General features: G+C 61.4%; 16 protein-coding genes and 1 pseudogene. 11 read left to right on the top strand and 6 right to left on the bottom strand.

Translation table 11 applies throughout. The features are described 5' to 3' along the window. Nucleotides 1-834 precede the first annotated feature (834 nt). The 6 genes and pseudogenes from VT03_RS15070 to VT03_RS15040 all read left to right on the top strand — a co-directional run bounded on the left by VT03_RS15070 (nucleotide 835) and on the right by VT03_RS15040 (nucleotide 7,338). Nucleotides 835-2,268, top strand: coding sequence for a RecQ family ATP-dependent DNA helicase (locus VT03_RS15070; RefSeq protein WP_075093734.1), 1,434 nt, complete (start codon nucleotides 835-837; stop codon nucleotides 2,266-2,268). Between the two features lie 348 nt (nucleotides 2,269-2,616). Continuing rightward, nucleotides 2,617-3,177 (top strand): low affinity iron permease family protein, encoded by a 561-nt coding sequence (locus VT03_RS15060; protein WP_315850213.1) that lies wholly within the window; start codon nucleotides 2,617-2,619, stop codon nucleotides 3,175-3,177. 425 nt (nucleotides 3,178-3,602) lie between these two features. Then, nucleotides 3,603-3,764: pseudogene (locus VT03_RS35245) on the top strand (glutathione-dependent formaldehyde dehydrogenase); the annotation flags it as partial. A gap of 118 nt (nucleotides 3,765-3,882) precedes the next feature. Next, nucleotides 3,883-5,361 (top strand): IS4 family transposase, encoded by a 1,479-nt coding sequence (locus VT03_RS15050; protein WP_082846232.1) that lies wholly within the window; start codon nucleotides 3,883-3,885, stop codon nucleotides 5,359-5,361. Nucleotides 5,362-5,370: 9 nt separating this feature from the next. Next, complete coding sequence (locus VT03_RS15045; RefSeq protein WP_082846231.1) at nucleotides 5,371-6,399, top strand: zinc-dependent alcohol dehydrogenase; 1,029 nt, start codon at nucleotides 5,371-5,373, stop codon at nucleotides 6,397-6,399. Between the two features lie 27 nt (nucleotides 6,400-6,426). Further along, nucleotides 6,427-7,338 carry an SDR family oxidoreductase gene (locus VT03_RS15040; RefSeq protein ID WP_075093730.1) on the top strand — a complete coding sequence of 304 codons (912 nt, stop codon included), beginning with the start codon at nucleotides 6,427-6,429 and terminating at the stop codon, nucleotides 7,336-7,338. A 55-nt stretch (nucleotides 7,339-7,393) separates the two neighbouring features. On the opposite strand, the gene VT03_RS15035 is transcribed toward VT03_RS15040, so the two are convergent. Both VT03_RS15035 and VT03_RS15030 read right to left on the bottom strand, forming a co-directional pair. Then, nucleotides 7,394-8,215: a DUF72 domain-containing protein gene (locus tag VT03_RS15035; RefSeq protein ID WP_197489338.1), complete on the bottom strand. Its 822-nt coding sequence runs from the start codon at nucleotides 8,213-8,215 to the stop codon at nucleotides 7,394-7,396. Between the two features lie 10 nt (nucleotides 8,216-8,225). Further along, nucleotides 8,226-9,662: a cytochrome B6 gene (locus VT03_RS15030; protein WP_197489337.1), complete on the bottom strand. Its 1,437-nt coding sequence runs from the start codon at nucleotides 9,660-9,662 to the stop codon at nucleotides 8,226-8,228. Nucleotides 9,663-10,865: 1,203 nt separating this feature from the next. Here VT03_RS15030 and VT03_RS15020 point away from each other — a divergent pair. Next, the gene (locus tag VT03_RS15020) at nucleotides 10,866-11,741 is read left to right on the top strand and encodes an SDR family oxidoreductase (protein ID WP_075093728.1); all 876 of its coding nucleotides are present in this window, start codon (nucleotides 10,866-10,868) and stop codon (nucleotides 11,739-11,741) included. Between the two features lie 62 nt (nucleotides 11,742-11,803). Continuing rightward, nucleotides 11,804-12,640 (top strand): SHOCT domain-containing protein, encoded by an 837-nt coding sequence (locus VT03_RS15015; RefSeq protein ID WP_075093727.1) that lies wholly within the window; start codon nucleotides 11,804-11,806, stop codon nucleotides 12,638-12,640. A gap of 1,238 nt (nucleotides 12,641-13,878) precedes the next feature. Here the strand turns inward: VT03_RS15015 and VT03_RS15005 are convergent. Then, nucleotides 13,879-14,169 carry a hypothetical protein gene (locus VT03_RS15005; protein WP_075093725.1) on the bottom strand — a complete coding sequence of 97 codons (291 nt, stop codon included), beginning with the start codon at nucleotides 14,167-14,169 and terminating at the stop codon, nucleotides 13,879-13,881. Between the two features lie 669 nt (nucleotides 14,170-14,838). Next, the gene (locus VT03_RS14995) at nucleotides 14,839-15,075 is read right to left on the bottom strand and encodes a hypothetical protein (RefSeq protein WP_075093723.1); all 237 of its coding nucleotides are present in this window, start codon (nucleotides 15,073-15,075) and stop codon (nucleotides 14,839-14,841) included. Between the two features lie 342 nt (nucleotides 15,076-15,417). Between VT03_RS14995 and VT03_RS14990 the strand changes: the two genes are divergently transcribed. Further along, nucleotides 15,418-15,642 (top strand): hypothetical protein, encoded by a 225-nt coding sequence (locus VT03_RS14990; RefSeq protein ID WP_156514516.1) that lies wholly within the window; start codon nucleotides 15,418-15,420, stop codon nucleotides 15,640-15,642. Nucleotides 15,643-15,847: 205 nt separating this feature from the next. Here the strand turns inward: VT03_RS14990 and VT03_RS14985 are convergent, their stop codons facing one another. Together VT03_RS14985 and VT03_RS14980 are read right to left on the bottom strand one after the other, a co-directional pair. Then, nucleotides 15,848-16,267 (bottom strand): hypothetical protein, encoded by a 420-nt coding sequence (locus tag VT03_RS14985; RefSeq protein ID WP_156514515.1) that lies wholly within the window; start codon nucleotides 16,265-16,267, stop codon nucleotides 15,848-15,850. A gap of 803 nt (nucleotides 16,268-17,070) precedes the next feature. Next, nucleotides 17,071-17,352, bottom strand: a complete 282-nt coding sequence (locus tag VT03_RS14980; protein ID WP_075093720.1) for a 2TM domain-containing protein — start codon at nucleotides 17,350-17,352, stop codon at nucleotides 17,071-17,073. 327 nt (nucleotides 17,353-17,679) lie between these two features. On the opposite strand from VT03_RS14980, the gene VT03_RS14975 reads away from it, so the two are divergent. Next, entirely contained in the window at nucleotides 17,680-17,925 is a 246-nt protein-coding gene (locus VT03_RS14975) for a hypothetical protein (protein WP_075093719.1), read from the top strand. Further along, nucleotides 17,909-18,190: a hypothetical protein gene (locus VT03_RS14970; RefSeq protein WP_156514514.1), complete on the top strand. Its 282-nt coding sequence runs from the start codon at nucleotides 17,909-17,911 to the stop codon at nucleotides 18,188-18,190. The genes VT03_RS14975 and VT03_RS14970 overlap by 17 nt, the downstream gene beginning before the upstream one ends. Nucleotides 18,191-18,274: the final 84 nt, after the last annotated feature.

The following is an 18,274-nucleotide window of genomic DNA, read 5'->3' as shown; positions in this document are numbered from 1 at the left end:
CGAGTAAACGCGCTGGACTGGAATCAATACGCACGTTCGGCGAAGGCAAACTTGCTGCGAAGGGAGTCGTTAGACCGATTGTCTTGTCCGGCCCAGCGGTAGCCGCAGACGACAGGCCGGTGTCCAGGGCAGAGTGCATGCCCCCTGGGGCGACCATAAGGAGCAGCGTCCCGATCAAGGTAAACAGACCGACGAGTGGCCATTTTCCGAGCCAGAGGAAGCCGGCCAACTCCCAGGTGGCAATTGAAGGAAGACCACCTGACAATTCAAAGCGAGAGTAACGCTCATAGACCACGAGAGCGAGGAGAAAAGCACCAACGCCCGCGAGACATCGAACCGCCCCAAGAATCTGTCGCAACAGTGTCTGCATGTTACCCGTTCCCTCTCAACTGTACTGATCGGGCCACGCAACTTCGAGACCGATGCACCCTATGAATTGCTGTTGAGGAGTGCTGAGTTGTTGCACGCGGAGACGGCGATTCGTCTTCTCTCCGTGGAAATGGGGGCCCTGCCAGAATCACGCGAGACTCATGTCGAGGTCGCAAGTGAAGGACAACTTGTTCGCCGCCGGTCGATCACGATACGACAGGGACACGCGACAGAAATTCTCCTGCGACCATTCGGCGTCGCATGGACTCGATGGCCGATTAGGCACACGGACGTCGGGCGGTCGCTCTGGCCAGGCGACTAACGACGTCAGAGACGTCTGCGTCACTTCCGTCCGAACAAGGCACCATCTCGCAGCAGCTCAATCGGGAACGCGAGTTGCCCATCGATCGTCTCCGTTGTTCGGTCTCAACGCAGCTGGCCAATTCAAAGGATAGCGGTGCTCAGATGACGCATCAGCGGTTGCTCAGACTGCTTGCTGAGCAATTTGGATTCAGCGACTTTCGATCAGGCCAGGCGGCCGCGATTCAATCGGCTCTCAACGGCCGCGACGTCGTCGTCGTGATGCCGACCGGATCGGGAAAGTCCTTGTGCTTCCAACTCCCGGCGATTGAACTCGAAGGGACGACTGTCGTCGTGAGTCCGCTGATCGCTTTGATGAAAGATCAAACGGAGAAGCTCAACGCCCGGGGGCTGCACGCAGTCTCCGTCAATAGCTCCCTCGGTGAGAAGCAGCTCAAAGCAGCGCTTCAAGCGATCGAGAACGGTGAAGTCGAGTTCATCTACACGACGCCCGAACGATTGCAGGAGCCCCAATTCCTCAGCCTGCTGCAGCGATTGTCGATTGACCTTTTCGTGGTTGACGAAGCCCATTGCATCAGCACATGGGGACAGGACTTCCGACCTGCCTACATGGAACTTGGAGCCGCACTCAAAGCGATCGGACGACCGCCTGTACTGGCACTGACGGCCAGTGCCACTGAGACGGTACTCGGCGACATCATCCGGGAATTGGGAATTCCCGAAGCTCAAGTCATCGAAACAGGCTACCGACGTGACAACCTCTTCCTGGAGGTCAAACACTTTCAGACGCCGACTGACAAGGAGCGCGCGATGCACGAACTAGCCAAACGGGATGGCCAAGGGATTGTGTATGTTGCGACAACCCGTGCGGTCGACGATCTGAAGGCAGGGCTTATTGCTCAGGGAGTCTCTTCAGTAGGGTACCACGGTCGAATGTCGGCCCGGGATCGGAATTCCGCACAGGACGTGTTCATGAGCGGCCAGGCCCAGGTTGTGGTGGCCACCAACGCATTTGGGCTTGGCATCGACAAGCCGGACATTCGCTGGATTACGCACTTCCATGTTCCGACGACTCTGGAGGCATACTATCAGGAGATTGGCCGCTCCGGACGTGACGGGCAACCTGCGGCCTGTACGCTTCTTTACTGCCCGTCTGATTGGAAGCTCCTACGGTTCTTTCGAGGCAACCGTTTCCCCGACGACTCGGATCTCGTGAACGTCTATCACGCCGTGCAGACCGCTTGTCGCAATAGAGGTAACCCGACAACTGCCAGTCTTGAGGCTGCCTCCCCGATCTCCAAGGCAAAGACGCGGCTTTGCCTGAAGCTGCTGGAAAATGCAGGCGTCCTGCGCCGCCGGTCGTCCCACTGGCAGCTCATTGTCTCCGATCTCTCCCGAGAACGATGCGAGGCGATCGCCTGTGCCTTCGTTCGGAAAGAGGAGGCCGACCGAAGATGTCAGGAAGAGATGCAAGCGTTTGCCGAGGGGAAGCGCTGCCGCTGGCGTTCGATCGTGGAGTATTTCGAACGGTCCGCTAGTTCCGGTGATTGCGGTCACTGTGATCGATGTGGAGGGTAGCACTCACCTCGCAATGAATGTCGAATCGGCGTCGCGAACTTTCCTCGCAAGTCTTTGGGCCAGCTTCGCCACCGATTCGTTGTCCAAATATCTCTCCCAAAATCGAGGCTTTCGTCTCGTGAAACACGATGTCCTCGCTTGATTGGGTCCAATGGCCAGCGATGTTGGCAACGGTGGCCGGCGCCTGGCTCACCGCTTCACGAGCCGCTCGGCGACGTGCCATCGGTTTTTGGATCTTTCTCCTGAGCAATGTGCTGTGGGCGGTCTGGGGATGGACCGCCTCGGCCCCCGCGACAATCGTGCTTCAAGTCCTTCTGGCTGCCCTGAATCTTCGTGGCGCCGGCAAGAATGATAAGCCCGACAGGCAAGGCGACTGCTGAACCGCCCCGAGACACGGGTTACGTTTCCGTCACAAGGAATCGGTTCTGCAGTGGACGCTGGGAAAAGGGGGGATGCGTCATGGGTTCTTGCGCTCAAGAGTCAAGTAGTCACAAGTCCTGGTTCGGCCGCGCGGCACACAACACCGCGTGTTGGACGGGGAAACCAGGAGGGTTCATCTCGGCGTCAGCGATCGTCTTGATCTGGGCCATTACAGGACCGATCTTCGGTTTCAGTGATACGTGGCAGCTCGTGATCAACACCGGGACAACGATCGTCACCTTCCTGATGGTGTTCCTGATTCAGAACAGTCAGAACCGGGACACTGTGGCCCTCCATCTCAAGCTGGATGAAGTCCTCCGGTCCATCGCCGACGCGCGCGACAACTTCATGGACATCGAGGATCTCGAAGAGTCGGAACTCGAAGAGATTCGCGACGAATACCGGCGGCTCGCCGCCAAGGCCCGGGAGATGCGAGACGACCGTCCCCAACGACCGTCTCGCCCTGGAGCCGTGCAGGCAACGCCCTAGGTGCCGTTGCACGTTTGGCTGCGCCGTGGCGTGAAGAGGAGCAGTTCTGGATGATCTCCGCTGTGACGGTCTCGGCGGCCTTGCGCTGGATCCAATGGGCTCCTTCGTCGATCAGGCCATGCCGCAGGAAGGATGATGGGCTATGCGATTCATGATCCTGACCGAGTCAGGATAGCACTCTGCATGCCGTTCGGACGAGGTGCGTCCACATCGCAGTCTGACGGCCAGGCCGATTCTGCCCGCAGTTCCCGTCCTTCCAATGGGCTGACCGCCGGGGATTCTCTGGACGGAGCCGCTGGCGTCGAAATCGACACCGTCGACCGCCGCGCCGGCCGTGCGTTTGCAACCGGGCAGGGAAACCTCCGGCACCAGGAGACGGCATCGAGCCGGAACCGGGCTCGAGCGGCAGCAACCGGGAGACATTCATGAAGGCGCTCTGCTGGCACGGCAAAGAAGACGTACGAATCGACAACGTGCCCGATCCCCAAATCGAGGATCCCCGGGATGCGATCATCCGGGTCACCTCGACCGCCATCTGCGGATCCGACCTGCATCTCTACGACGGCGACATGCCCACGATGGAGTCTGTGTCTTACCCACATTTCAGGGAGCTTCTCTGGAGGCGTGATGGTTCCCGCAAGGTCTTGCGACAGGCTGGCCGTGTGGCATGCCTCCTTGAGAGAATAGGAGGCCGGAACCGGGGGCATGGACTCCGGGTCACTTTGGCCGGTTGGAATCGGCGATATGGAGAGCCTCTGTCTTCCGCCCGCGGAATGGGCTGAAACTCAGTTTCGGCAGTGTCAGCTGGGGGATCGACGACGCAACCGTCGCCTCATCTCATTCGCCGCGGCGGTCGCGATTGATCCCGGGGCCACCACACCTGTCCAGACGCGAACCTGGTCATCCTGCAAGGGGGCCTACCGATTCATGGACTGTGCCGACGTCCACTTCGGGGCCCTCGTCGAGCCGCATTGCCGGGAGACGCGTGAGAAGGTCTCCACGACCGGCCGGTCCCTGGTGATCCATGACACGACCGAGATCTCGTTAACACACCTGCACCGGCCGCTGGAAGGCCTCGGACTGACGGGCAGCGGTCTTCGGCAGGGCTTTCACCTGCATACGGCGCTCAAGATCGACGCCGCGACTCAGGAGGTGCATGGACTGGCAGGCCAGATCCTGTTCTGCCGCCAGCGCAAGCCGCGGCGGCCGGACGGCAAGCGGGAGACGGTCGAGCAGAGCCTGAAGCGTCCCCGCGAATCGGAGGTCTGGCGGAACCTGATCGCCCAGGTCGGCGCAGCCCCGGCGGGAGAACGGCTGGTTCATGTGTGCGATCGGGGAGCGGACAACTACGAGGTCTACGCTCAGGCGGCGCTGTTGGGAACCGGGTGGATCATCCGGGCCGCTCAGTTGCGGCGAAAGATTCGTCCCGTGCCGAAGGAAGGGGTTGCCGACTCGTCGACGACGCCCCTGGAGACCTGGCTCTCTCAGGCCTGCTTCGTGGCGGGGTATGAGGTGGAGGTGGTCGCCAAGGCGCAGCGTCCGGCCCGCACGGCGACGGTCGAACTCCGTTGGGCCCGGATCGAGATGCCGCGGCGGTCCCCGATGAGCGCCTGGGCGAAAGCCCAGGCGCCTTCGGCGATCCGGATGAGCGCCGTCGAAGTCGTGGAGCGCCGCCCTCCGAAGGGAGCTGCCCCCTTAAGGTGGGTGCTGCTCACGTCAGAAGACGTTGGCACCGCCGACGAGGCCCGACAGGTGGCGACGGACTACGCCCGCCGCCCGTTGATCGAGGACTACCACAAGGCGCTCAAGAGCGGCTGCCATGTCGAAGAGCGGCAGTACCAGTCGGCCTCACGTCTGGAGCGGATCACGGCGGTCCTGTGCGTGACGGCCGTACGGCTGCTCACGATCCGCAACCTGTCCCGTACGGAGCCGGACCGTCCGGCGGAAAGGGCGGCGCCGCGGGAATGGATCGAAATGCTCAGGCGATACACGGCGATCCACTTCCCCAAGGCCCGACTCGACGGATGGACGATCGACGAGTTCACTCGCCGACTGGCGATGCTGGGCGGGTTCCTGGGACGAAAGGGGGATGGCCTTCCTGGCTGGATCACCCTGTCACGTGGCGCAACCAAGCTTCTGCACCTGCTGGAAGGCCGCGCCCTGGCACGCGACGATTGTGGGTAGGACACAGCGATGGAGTCCGGCGACGTCCTGGGGCACGAGTTCATGGGGGAGGTGGTCGAGACCGGGACCGTCGCCGCCGGCAAGCTGAGCAAAGGGGACCGGGTCGTCGTCCCATTCACGATGGCGTGCGGGACGTGCTTCTTCTGCCAGAAGACGCTGTTCTCGTGCTGCGAGAACTCCAACCCCAACAAGAAGATCGCCGAGGAGGCGATGGGCCATTCGCCCAGCGGACTGTTTGGCTACAGCCACATGCTCGGGGGATTCGCCGGAGGGCAGGCGGAATACGTCCGGGTCCCCCTGGCGGACTTCGGGGCCTTCAAGGTGCCCAGCCACATCCCCGACGAGAAGGTGCTGTTCCTGACCGACATCTTCCCGACCGGGTACATGGGAGCGGAGCAGGCCGACATTGAGGCGGGCGACACCGTCGCGGTCTGGGGGTGCGGGCCGGTGGGGCAGTTCTGCATTCAGAGCGCCTGGCTGTTCGGAGCCGGGCGGGTGATCGCCATCGACCACGTTCCGGAGCGGCTGGAGATGGCGAGGCGTCTGGGGCGAGCGGAGACGATCGACTTCACCGAGACCGATGCCAGCGTCTTTGACCGGCTGCAGGAGATGACGAAGGGACGCGGGCCGGACCGGTGTATTGATGCCGTCGGAGCGGAGGCCCACGGGTGGGGGAGCTGGCCGGCGGTGCTCGACAACGCGAAGGCGGCGGTCGGCCTGGCGACCGACCGGCCGTCCGTACTGCGGCAGGCAATCATGGCCTGCCGAAAAGGAGGAACCGTCTCGGTGCCGGGGGTGTATGTGGGCCTACTCGACAAGGTTCCGATGGGGGCCTTCGTCAACAAGGCCCTGACGATGAAGTCCGGTCAGACGCATGTGCACCGCTACCTGCAGCCGCTCCTGGAGCGGATCGAGAAAGACCAGATCGATCCGTCGGCGATCATCACGCACCGGTTGCCCCTGTCCGAGGCGCCCGACGCCTACAAGACCTTCCGCGATAAGAAAGACGGCTGTGTCAAAGTTGTCCTGAAGCCCTGATCGCCCCCTCCCAAGGAGTTCTTCTTCATGTCGACAACGCTCAAGAAGATTGCGGATCAGGTTGTCGTGATTACCGGCGCGTCTTCAGGGATCGGACTGGCGACCGCCGAACTTCTCGCGGAGATGGGGGCTTCGGTCGTCCTCGCCGCCCGCAGCGAAAAGACGCTTCTTCACGTCGCGGGGCGGATCACGGGCCGGGGGGGCCGGGCGATCGCGGTCCCGTGTGATGTTTCCGACCGCAGCCAGGTAGAAGCCCTCGCCAAAACGGCGATCAGGACCTTCGGGCGGATCGACACGTGGGTCAACAACGCCGGCCTGGGGATGTACGGCCGCGCGGACACGTTTCGCGAAGAGGATGCCCGGAGACTGTTCGATATCAACTTCTGGGGAGCGGTCAACGGCTGCGTCGTCGCTCTTCCGCATCTGAAAAGCAGTGGCGGTGCGCTGATCACGGTCGGAAGCGAGGTCTCCGATTCCTACGCCCCGCTCATGAGCATCTACGTCGCGACCAAACACGCCATCAAGGGGTACGTCGACGTCCTGCGGGTCGAAGTCGAGGAGGTCGACAAGCTTCCCGTTGCGGTGACGTTGATCCAGCCGACTGCCGTCGACACGCCGTTCCCTCAGCATGCGAAGAACGACATGCCCAAGGAGCCGAAGCTCCCCGATCCGATGATCCAGGCGCAGGACGTGGCCGAGGCGATCTTGCACGTCGCCGAGCACCCGACACGGGAGAAGAAGGTTGGAGCGATGTCGCTCGTGAGCACGGCGCTTTCGAAACTGATCCCCAGTGTCGCGGACCGCTTGTCTGCGGGGCGGGTCGACGATCTCACCTACGACGAGAAGCCGCGCAACCCGAATGGAGCTTTGTACCAGGCGAGCGAAGCGACGGGCGTCGCGGGACGAACCAATGGAACGGGCGGCAATCAGCCACGGTAGCAATCGATCGGCGTCCGTTCTGGGGCGGCATCGCCACCTGGCCCTGTGGTCCACTCTATCGTCCCAGTGTCGATCTGCGGGCCGCGAGCATTCGCTGCATGGTCAATGCATCGGTCTGCGCCGCCCCGTCGGCCGTATTGTCGAAGATGCACCAGACGTCGTGCCCGCCAGCGGCGTGCTCGAACATGTCGCGAGCCAGACGAGCGAGGTCCCCCTCGGAGTAAGGCGAATAGTACATTCGGGGATGACCGTGCAGGCGGTAGTACGTCGGCGACGACGAGCCGGCGGGGGCGATCTCGGGGCCGAGGGGAGGATCGGCAGCGGCCATCGCCACGCGGTACTGCCTCAGAAGATGTGCAGCGTCCTCGCCGAGCCAGGAGGTGTGCCGCGGCTCGAGGACGAGGGCGCCCGAGAACAAGCCACGGAGGAGTTCCAGAAAGTTTTCCACGTCCGATGGCGAGAACCGCAACGATGGAGGGAGTTGGAATAGCAGCGGGCCGAGATGCTCGCCGAGTTCGGCCACTTCCCCGAGGAACGCCTTCAGGAGGTCGTCGGCTCCCTTCAGGCGATGCTCATGCGTGACTGTCCGCGGGGCTTTGACGGCGAAGCGGAATTCCTCGGGTGAGTCATCAGCCCATCGTCGGTACGTCGCCGGACGATGCGAGCGATAGAACGACGAGTTGATCTCGCCGGCGTTGAACTGCCGCTGGTAGCGGGCGAGATGGCTCCCGTCGCGAGGGAACAGGTCGTCGTGCTGTTTCGGAATGTTCCACCCGGCACAGCCGATCCAGAATGTCAGGGACGGATCAATGCTGTAGCCGGGCGAGGGCCCGGGGGCAACGCTTGCCGTCCGCCGAGCTGAGGAAGGACGAGCCACGTTGATGGCCTTAGAGACACTTGAGGAAGGCGACGAGATCCGCTTTCTCGTCGGCCGTGAGTTCCAGTTCGAGAACAAGGTTGAAAAACTCGACCGTGTCGTCGAGCGTGAGACACCGTCCATCTTTCAGGTACGGCGGGCTGTCCTTGATCCCGCGAAGCGTGAACGACTTGATCGGTCCGTCCCCCGGTTCGTCGGCCAGGAATCGCTCCAGATGCAGGTCGTGCATCTGATGATCGAGATAGAACGGCGCCGGATGGCAGACCGAGCACTGCGCCTTGCCGAAGAACAGGGTCTCGCCCCGCCGCTCATGTTCGCTGGCTTTGCGATTCAGCCGGCCGAGGACATTGAGCTTAGGGGCGGGCGGAAAGTCGAGCATGTTCTGAAACTGGGCCATGTGCGGCACGGAGACCCGCGGAATCTCCTGGAAGCCCTTCTTCATGGCATGGATCGGATCGCCGTTGAAGTAGGCAGTCCGCTGCTCGAACTCCGTGAAGTCTTCGACCGACCGCAGGCTCCGCTTGGAGCCATGGATCTGTTGATTGAACATCCCACGGAGGCTAGTCGTGTCGAGGCGGAACCGCCGTTCCTGCGGGCGGATATCGGGAGTCAGGTGGAACTGCCCGGTCGTATGGCCGTTCACATGGCAGTCGAAACAGGCAACGCCGAGGCTCGGCTGGACGGTCTTGCGATCGTCAGTCGGATTGAACTCCTCCTGGGGCATTGGCGTCAGGAGCAACCGCAGGCCATCGAGTTGGACCGGCGTCAGCAGGTCCTTGAAGAGGTCACGGAAGTTGTTGATCGAGACCACTTGGCCGCGGGAGACGTCTCCCAGCTCCGGACGGTTCTGAAGGAAGATGGCGGGCGGGAACTCCGGAAGGAACTCTGCGGGGAGGTCGAACTCGACATCGAACCGCTCCAGCCGGGGGAACATCCGGGTCTGGACCTGGGGAAACACCTGCCCGCCATTGACCTGGAGCGGATGCGGAAGTGCCGGATAGGGGAAGACTCCTTTTTCCCGGATGTCCGACGGCGACATCTTGCCCAGTTCGTCCCACGTCAGCCCTTTGGTCAGCCTAGCCGTCGGCCCCTTCAAGACGGCTTTTCCGCGAGACATCGTGACGTCCGGATCAGGCCGCGGCGTCAGGTCGTATCGTGTCCCGAGAAGAGCTCGCTGGGCCTTGACCACGGCATCCTTGCCGGCCGCCTCCTTCTTCATGACGTCCGCAAACGGCGTGAACGGCTCGTCGGCATTCAGCGGGTCGCGAAAGAAATCAAACCCGGTGATCTTCCCCGCTTTCGGCTGGTCCTTGAACGCAGGGGAGGCAGACTGGGCATGCTTCGGATCGAACTTCTCTGGACGGTCCGCCTCCTGCTGCCGTTGTTCAACAAGAGTCCCCTCTGGCGGCCCGGCGGTCTGAGCTCGTTCAACGACATCCCCAGACATCGGCCCTTTGCCAGTCTCGGGTGTCGTTGCAAGAACAGGCTGTGACCGCCGAGCGGCGGGCTCCTGATTGGCCCCTTGCGGTCCGGACCGTGACGCTGTGGGAACCTTGTTGGCGGACTGCTTCGTTGCCGGTGGTGCCACCGGGGCACGTCGTGGGGGCGTTTGTTGGGCGACCGCCGTCGCCGCACCTTGAGCTGCAAGCAGAACCGCAAAACAAGAAATCCTGGACATCACCAACCTCCGAAAGACTGACCGTCAGATCAGTAGCCGGAGAGCAAGTGCTATTCCCGTGTCGCTCCTCGAGCATACCGTGGTCGCACGGAGCCTTCAGCACTCGTAGAGCTTTGGTGAGCCCGGGCGAGGCCTCGGGAAAACTCTTGTCTTCTCGCAATCCAATGGCCGACGGAGAGAGAAGACATTGCAACGGCGCAGAGGTGAATCAATCTGGCGGGGTGACGTAGCACTGACCTTGGTTATGGCAGTCGACGGACTGGCGAGATTGGGGCGGACTTATGCACGACTTGGTACTGCTGTCCGATGAAGTTTTGTTCTTGAAGCAGACCGAGCTTCAGAGCGTGAAAGCCGGCAACGACAGACCATTCAGCTATGAACTCGCTTGTGAATCTCTCTGTGCACGAGGACTGATAGGACGAGAAGGTCAGACCTTGAGGCTGACGCCCATCGGACACCGGGTCGCGCGAAAGCTGATCGCGGATGACGCCAGCGGAACTGTCTGGCTCCAGAGGTCGCAGCTGGAAGTCTTGGGACTAATCGAGAGCGATTTGGGAGGCGGCAGTGCGTTGACGGGCACGTCATTGGGGGAAAGACAAAACTGATCCAGCGCGCTTCGGGATGGAATGCGTCGGATCAACTTTCCCCCAACCGTGCTTCGCCCAGGGGCACCTTTGGGATGCGCCGCCACCCAACCTAAAGGACTCGCGAAGACCGCGGACGATGGGGGCCAAGGTCCAGGGGGACAATGGTGATCAAAGCCTGCCACCGGGGTCCATTGTCGAGCTCACCTTTGTCGCGTGGTGGCAGTGTAACGCATCGACTTCCCGATTCTCCCGGACGCGGATGACGGTATCAGTCCGTTCGTCTTCACGATGCAATGTAGCGATCGTGCGCGGTGGGAATGCTGGCTGCTACGTGGCAGAGGTCCTTCTGTCGCTGCGACAGCAACTCATCTGGATCCCCATTGCTATGACCGAGCTACAGCGTCAACCGGCGTCCCCGCTTCCTGAGCAATCCCAGGCAAAACCGGGACTCGATTCCGCGATGACGCCTCAGCCACATTACCAGGCGCCGCTCTATCGTGGCTCGGGCAAATTGGAGGGACTTTCGGCCTTGATCACGGGAGGCGACTCCGGGATCGGCCGGTCCGTGGCCGTCCTCTTTGCTCGCGAAGGGGCCAACGTCGCGATCGTCTACCTCCCTCCCGAGCAGTCCGACGCCGAGACAACCAAGGCGGCCATCGAGAAGGAAGGCCGCAGAGGATTGCTGATTCCGGGCGATGTCACGGACGCGGCGTTCTGCCGGTCCGCCGTCCAGACGACCGTTCAGGAGTTCGGACAGCTCGACATTCTCGTCAACAACGCCGCCTACCAGCAGACGCACAAGTCGCTCGAGGACATCTCGGATGACGAGTGGGACCTGACGTTTCGGACCAATATTCACGGTTACTTCTACATGGCCAAGGCGGCATTGCCTCACCTGGCGCCCGGGTCCGCCATCATCAACTGCGGATCAATCACAGGATTGGAGGGGAGTAAGGAACTGATCGACTACGCCTCGACGAAGGGAGCGATCCACGCCTTCACGAAGTCGTTGGCTCAGAACCTGGCTGACCGAAGGATCAGGGTGAACTGCGTCGCGCCGGGACCGATCTGGACTCCGCTTCAGCCGGTCTCGAAGCCGCCGGAGAAAGTTGCCAAGCATGGCGCCGACACGCCAATGAAGCGTCCCGGTCAACCGGAAGAGGTCGCGCCGGCGTTCGTGTTCTTCGCTTCGCAGGCGGACTCCAGCTACATCAGCGGAGAGATTCTTACCGTTCTGGGCGGTGAGACGCGAGCCGGCTGAAGGGCTCACCAATGAGGTCACTTGCGGGGCAACGGATTCCTGACGAAGCACATGTGAGCACCATGCAGCTGACACCTGAGGGACGGAAACGAATTCAAGAGATCGCCCGCCGGAATCAGGTATCGGCCGAGGCAGTGACAACGTTGCTTGAAGCCGTCGTCCAGGGCAACGGGACGATGGCCCAGTTCTCGATCGCCGAACTGGGAGGGGTCGGGCAATGGATGCGGGGCGGAATGACGATGATTGGCGACATGTTCAATCACGCCCTGAAAGCCAAGGTGGATGCGCTTTGCCGGGAACTCTCGGACCTCCTCAACGACTCCCCAATTTCGGAAGAGAGCCCATCCATGAGCCAGTCTCAGAGTCAGTCACAATCTTCGAGTCGAGCAACGCGAGACGTCCCAGCTCCGACAGCCGCAGCAGCGGGCAACACTGCCCGCAGATCAAATCTCTTTGTTCAGGGCACCGCGGCACAATCCAAGAACTGGTGGCCCGACGAGTTGGGGACGCCAAACGCGACGGGATCCCAGAACAACATGCGGTACGCTTACTTCGCAGGGCCGCGGCGGCTGGCCCTCGATCTCGGCGGAGAAGTCTCGGTGTACGACACGCTGGATCATCAGATCGGAGGGGTTTCTCAACAACAGTCCGGGGGCAGTTCCATCAAATTCAGCAGCCAGCATGGTCCGATCGACATCGCCAGCCTGCCTCAGCTTTACCCGGCGAAGGCAGTCTCGGAACCTCTCCCGCGTGAACAGACGGAGTCAAAGGTGGAAAGGCGGTCGGGTTCGGAAGACGTAATCTCGTCGATCGAACGCCTGGCGAAGCTGCACAAAAGCGGTGCATTGACGGAAGAGGAGTTTCAGACAAAGAAACGCGAACTGCTCGCACGGTTATGAGCATTGGACGTATCGATCGTTGTTTAGTGAACGCGCTTCAGTGACCTCCCGTTATCTAGCGAGTTGTGGAATTCGATCTGTCATCTGCCGCCCCTGTACGGCAGTCAGCCTCCCCACGGGATCCGATTGCCAGGCCCGAGCGCAGCCCATTGCCTCGAGAGCTTCGTTGCCCAGAGGGATCCTGCCCTCACCCGTATGCGAGAAGCACCTGGGACCTGCTCCATCTCAGCACGTGAAACGACCTGCCCTCGATCTGTCGCGACGACGCGCCCCTTCTCCAGACGCACCAAGCCGAGGTGGGCCAACCACCATGTAGCTGCAGCCTCTGGAACCGTGAGCCGCTGCACTGGAACTCCATCAGCGGTCGCCGCCCCCTGTAATAACTCGTATGTGATGTCTGAGAACACCCAGTCTTCTGCGATCACGTTTTTTCTCTCGTCATCCGACACGGGCGCTGCGGGAAAGACGTCGAGCGATGGGCACTACCGGACGGCGCTTGGCACAAACAGGTTTTCCCCCAACATCGCTGGGAAAGTCCGCTCAGCCACTGCGAGTCAACCGCCCCTGAAAGCAGCCAGCGTGGACGGTCGAAGTCGCACTACGCCGACATTGCCGTCTTCGGTCAGCTCGCGGGCGAGCTGGCGGCCCCAGGAAGTCAGACGAAGGCCATTCGCCCGAAGTTCCGCCAGTCCCTGCTCACAAAAGAATTCGAAAGCTGCCTCTTCGGACAGACCTCCGTGCGTCCCGCAGAGCCCCCCCTGCAACGCACTCCGTTTCAGTAACGCAACTTCATCAGGCAAGAGCACCAGGTCCTGCATCGAACTACTCCCTCGCTGATCGCGATTTCGATCGCAGCACCCGGCAGGCCGTATCGACTTGACTCAATCCTTCGAGAACCGCCGACCATCGACTACTTGCGAATCAACCTCAGTCCAGGAGTTCCATGAAGACCAGGAATTCCCCGGGAACGCGGTCGCTGAGAAATCAGGGCGGATGCGAGCTCCGAATGGTGTTCAACTCGAGTCCAATTGCTTGCCGCGATGACGCTGTCAACGGCCGTCCGATCCTGCTCGGCCTCGTTACTCGAATACGACTTCGTCGGCGCCCTGTTCGCGACCGCGTCTCAACGTCGGTTGGCTCAGCCGGAGAGAAGATGGCCGAGCCGAGGAGCACATGATTCGCCGCCGTTCCCAAACACGCTACGGCAAGCCAGGAAGAGCGATTCCCCCACGTGACCATTACATGCACGGCGAACGCGTGAATACAACTTGCGGCCCCAGTGCATCGAGAAGGGCCGGGGGAATGGATACGGTGCCAGCCGCCGAAGTTGAGATGAGCCGGCGTGCCAAGCGTTGACCGAAGGCTGTGAGTCGCACCTGATCGCCTTCAAGATCGGCGAGACCGGACTGGCAGAAGAAATCACAAGCGATCTCGTGGCCGAGCGTCTCACCCGTTCGGCGGAGGGCCCCCTGCGTTGCAGCGAACTTCAGCAGCGCGACCTCGTCGGACAGCAGAACAAGCCCTGTCATCGGCCACCCCACAGACCCTCAATTGGTCGGGAAGGAAGGACCGGCAGGACTCAGCTTCCAACGCCCATCTTCCCAAGCGGTTGACCGCGCACCAGACGTGATCTGGGTGCCACGCGCGAAATCGCCGTGTCGGCGTCGAGAAGATCGGGGGTCAGTAATCCTTTGTGGTCTGAAAGCGGTTACCAGCTCTTTGACCGCAGCCCGAGTATGCGGTGATCTGCACGGCTCGGTGGGGGCGAATCTAGGCGCTCGCGGGAAGGGACGCCTCCCGGCATGACTGCGACCCCGTATGAGATCTCCGCCTTAACGACTGGCGCCTCCAGAGCTTTAAGGACCGCGAAATTGGCCCTTATCTCTTCGTCGTCCAGTCGGACGCTGTCGGGCACACCGACAAGATTCGCACCACGATCGAAGGCGTTGAACAAGAGGAGGACTGCCTCCGTATGATCGCGGAATTCGTCCAAGACCTGACGGCCGCGGGAATCGGGACGGAGTGAGCTGTCGGCGGTATGCTGTCCTCGCCCGGTGGATGTCACTGAGGAGGAGGGAGCACTGTCCCGGCAGCGCTCTGGTGGCTCTCCCCGGGCTTCGCAGTCTCTTTCCGCTTGGAGACGGTTGGGCAGTCACGAGATCGTGTTGCATCGCGACCGTTTCCGTTCTCGAGCGTTGTTACTCGCTCGCGTTGTCGGTCGCCTTTCCAGCGGCGGACGAGGGGGGATTGTCAGCTACTGTCGCCCGGCTGAGTTTCGCCTGCTGCTGTTCCTCGATCAGCTTCAGTTCGACTTGGATCAAACGCAACCGCCTTAGCGTAGCCTTGTCGGCGATCGTGCGAAGGTTGGCCGCAGCCTCAGCGACGAGACGTGCGGCACCGTTGAGATTCTGCAGGCCCCGCGACGGATCACTCATGGGGGGAACGATATCCGCGGGGATCTCGTCCTGCTATCACTCTGTTGCCCGGGGAAGGTGAGCGGAGCTGTGGCTGGCCCTACACGCCCTGTTCCTGTCCCCGGGCGTCGTTATTTTCTTGTGGATTCCCCCGGCCAGCGGATACTGATAAGGCCCGAGAGCGGTAGAGCGTGGCTTCCTAGCCGAGCCCAAGTTCCTGCCTCGGGCACTTTTGGTGTTCCACCTGGGGACGGTCGAGCAGCCACGGGATTCGATTGCCTCGCTGCCGCTCCTGTCTCCGGGCATTTTCGATTGCGACCCCATGTCAGTGTTCCTTCACCGCGGACGATCGAAGGTGTTGTGGTGAAAATGCTGGAATTGAAACGGGCGACGTATTACGTGCAGGTGAACCTGAAGCGGTTGGCCGAGAACGCGGGTCGTGACGGGGAGCCTCTGCCACTCGAACAAGCTCGGATGTATCTGCTTGCGTGGAAGTTCGTCCCGCTGCCAGACGATCTCTGGCAGTGCACCGATCACTCTTTGGCCTATCTCCGGCCGGACGAGATCGAAGCTGTAATTTACTTTTGACCCGCAGAACTGCGGGATTCTGGATACTCAGCTCGGACACTGAGAGCCAGATTCGGTCCGGTAGCCGCTGGCTCTCACGCTTGGGCAGGGACCACTCTGCCGAGTGCTTTGGACGAATGGCCCGGGGATAACTAACCGGGGCGAGGTTGAAGGACCGCCTCTGTTCCCGTCCCCGGTCATTGATCTTCTGCAGAACGACTTCCAGCTACAGTTTGGGAGTCAGCACGATCGCCCCACCGCCCTTGCCGCCGAACGGACTCGTGCCGACGAACACGAGATTGACCGCGTTGTTCGTGAGCTTCCCACGCATCTTCAACTGAGAGACACCCTGCTTCTCCGTCTCGAAGATCACGGCGCCGGAAGCCTTGTTCGTCGCTGTCCCGCTGACCTGGAACGTAACGACCTTGCCTGCGGGACTCTTGGCCAGGAACTCACCTTTGAATGACTCGCCCATTCGCTCACTGACGGTAAGGATCGCCTTCCCCGCCTCCTCCTTGCCAGCCACACGGAGCTCTCCGTTCCAGACGGATCCGGCGGCAAACTGATCCTTGACCTCTTCGGCAGCGAATGCGGTGATCTCACCAGCAAGGAAAAGAGCGACCGCCATCGACAGAACAGCACGCATCGTCACGGCCCCGTGGTACCAGGTTGCGGAAGACGCACTCAGCTGCGTCGGGCCGCATCTTGATCCAACGAACCTCCAATTGTCGAGGTCGGGGGTGCCACTCCGGACTCTCGGATGAGCGAACTTTCAAGCGCCACGCGGAATGCTTGTGGTGGCCATCCTGATAGACTGGCGTAGCCCGGGGATAACGGCGAGGAGGATGAGACGAATGCCGGCGCGCTCCTACTGGCGTCTCCGGGCGTTCTTCTTCTTGGCCCTTTCTAACTTGCCTTCAAGTCGGTTGAGCAACGCGGGTGTCCGTCAGGAACTTTCCGGATCGGTTCCTGCCAATTCTGGTTATCGCTCGGGGATGATCGAGTCGGGGCAGCGTCGCGCTTGCCCGCCTTCATGTCCGCTTCCGCCCCGATCGATTTTCACATCCAAAGGTGGCGATGCCTAGGAGACGGGCGGCAGACTCGCAGGGCCAAAGTCCTGCAGCTCCACACCCAGGTGGGCGAAGTACATTCGCCCCGATTGTTCCTGGGTCGCGGGGCACACGATCTGCTTATAAGTCGAGCAGTGTGCTAGTGGTCCGGCAGCCACTCGCACGTCTCACCCGGGTTAGGCGTCCGACCTGCCCGGGTGTTCTTTTTGACCAAGCTGTCATCGTCAAGAAAACAAGCCAGAGCCTCAACTGGCTGATCAACGTGCCTGGCTGGATACGAGGTTTCCAGTGCGATCGTCGAATCAGGACAGTTGAAGCTCCGGCTGTGAACTCAGAACGCGATTCAGTGGTCGCGAACATTGATTGCTTACCGAGCAGGCTAACTCATCTTGTCGGTCATGTTACCGCCGCGTGCTTCGCGCTCGTTCTGCCGTTCCATCACGTTATGGACGCCCTTCTCACGCGTCGCCGGGGTGAATGCCAGGATTGCATGAAGAACCACGCCTAGGCCCCAACCTCCGGCTACCCACATCACCCACAAATTATCAGGGTTGCGGGTGTGGTTCATGTACGCCAACGCACCTACGACGATCGCGTATACGGCAAAATGAATTGCGAACCCTCGGTTGATCTTCTGCTCTGCGACTTCGCGCGTGGCCATGTTTTGCTCCTTGGTAGGCAATGATGCCATTTCCGCCGGCAAAGTGCATGCCCGCACAGCCTCACGTATGAGTCCGCGAAAACGCCCATGGATCGGTAGGTACGAACGCTGCTGCACAAGGTCGGAGGCGGCTCTCAGTCGCTACGCCCTAGCTCGGCCGGATTCCTCCCCCAACCTTGTCTTTTTTCCAGCCGCTCGGGAGCGGAAGACGGGTTGGACCGGGCGGCCGAGCCTGCTTCCGTCGTCGAGCATTTTCGCTTGCGAGCAAGTCAGATTTCCGGACAAAATGGCGTCTTGGGACCACGACTGCACTCTCGAGGTCGCAAGATGGAAACGCCGATTTTTGTGAAAGTGAACCTGAAACGTTTCATTGAGAACGCTCGCAGTGAGGGGGAGCCGCTGACCCCAACGACTGCGAAGCTCTACCTCCAAGCGTGGGGTATCAAGCCATGCATCGGAAATGTGTGGCGCTGCAACGAGATCACGCTGAGCTACCTGCGTCCGGACGAGATCGAGAAGGTCATCCGGCTATCCGATGACCCTGAGGCGTCGTTGGATGCGTCACGGAGCTGACGATCCTGCGACCGCGTCCGAACGGGGGAACAGCATGCAGGCTGGACGAAAAGTCGCACGATGGGCCGCATGGTCCGCCGTGCTCATCATCGTCTACATCGGCGGCTTCGTCGTCATCGCCGTGCTCTACCAGAAGGGATACGTTCCTGAAGGACTTTCGGTGCCCTTCAAGTTCGTGTACGCCCCTCTCCGTTGGCTCATGCAGAACTTCCGCCTGGCAAATGACATCGTAGGGTGGCTCTACGCTCATCTGGGCGGAAAGTAAGCCGATCGGCGACGCTACATTCCGCTCTGGAAGCGACCGCCTGTTTTCAGGAACCGAGACCAATGCGAGCGTGGATACGAGGGA

This window comes from Planctomyces sp. SH-PL14 (genome assembly GCF_001610835.1).
Taxonomy (GTDB): Bacteria; Planctomycetota; Planctomycetia; order Planctomycetales; family Planctomycetaceae; genus Planctomyces_A.
This window is presented reverse-complemented; position numbering and strand designations above follow the sequence as displayed.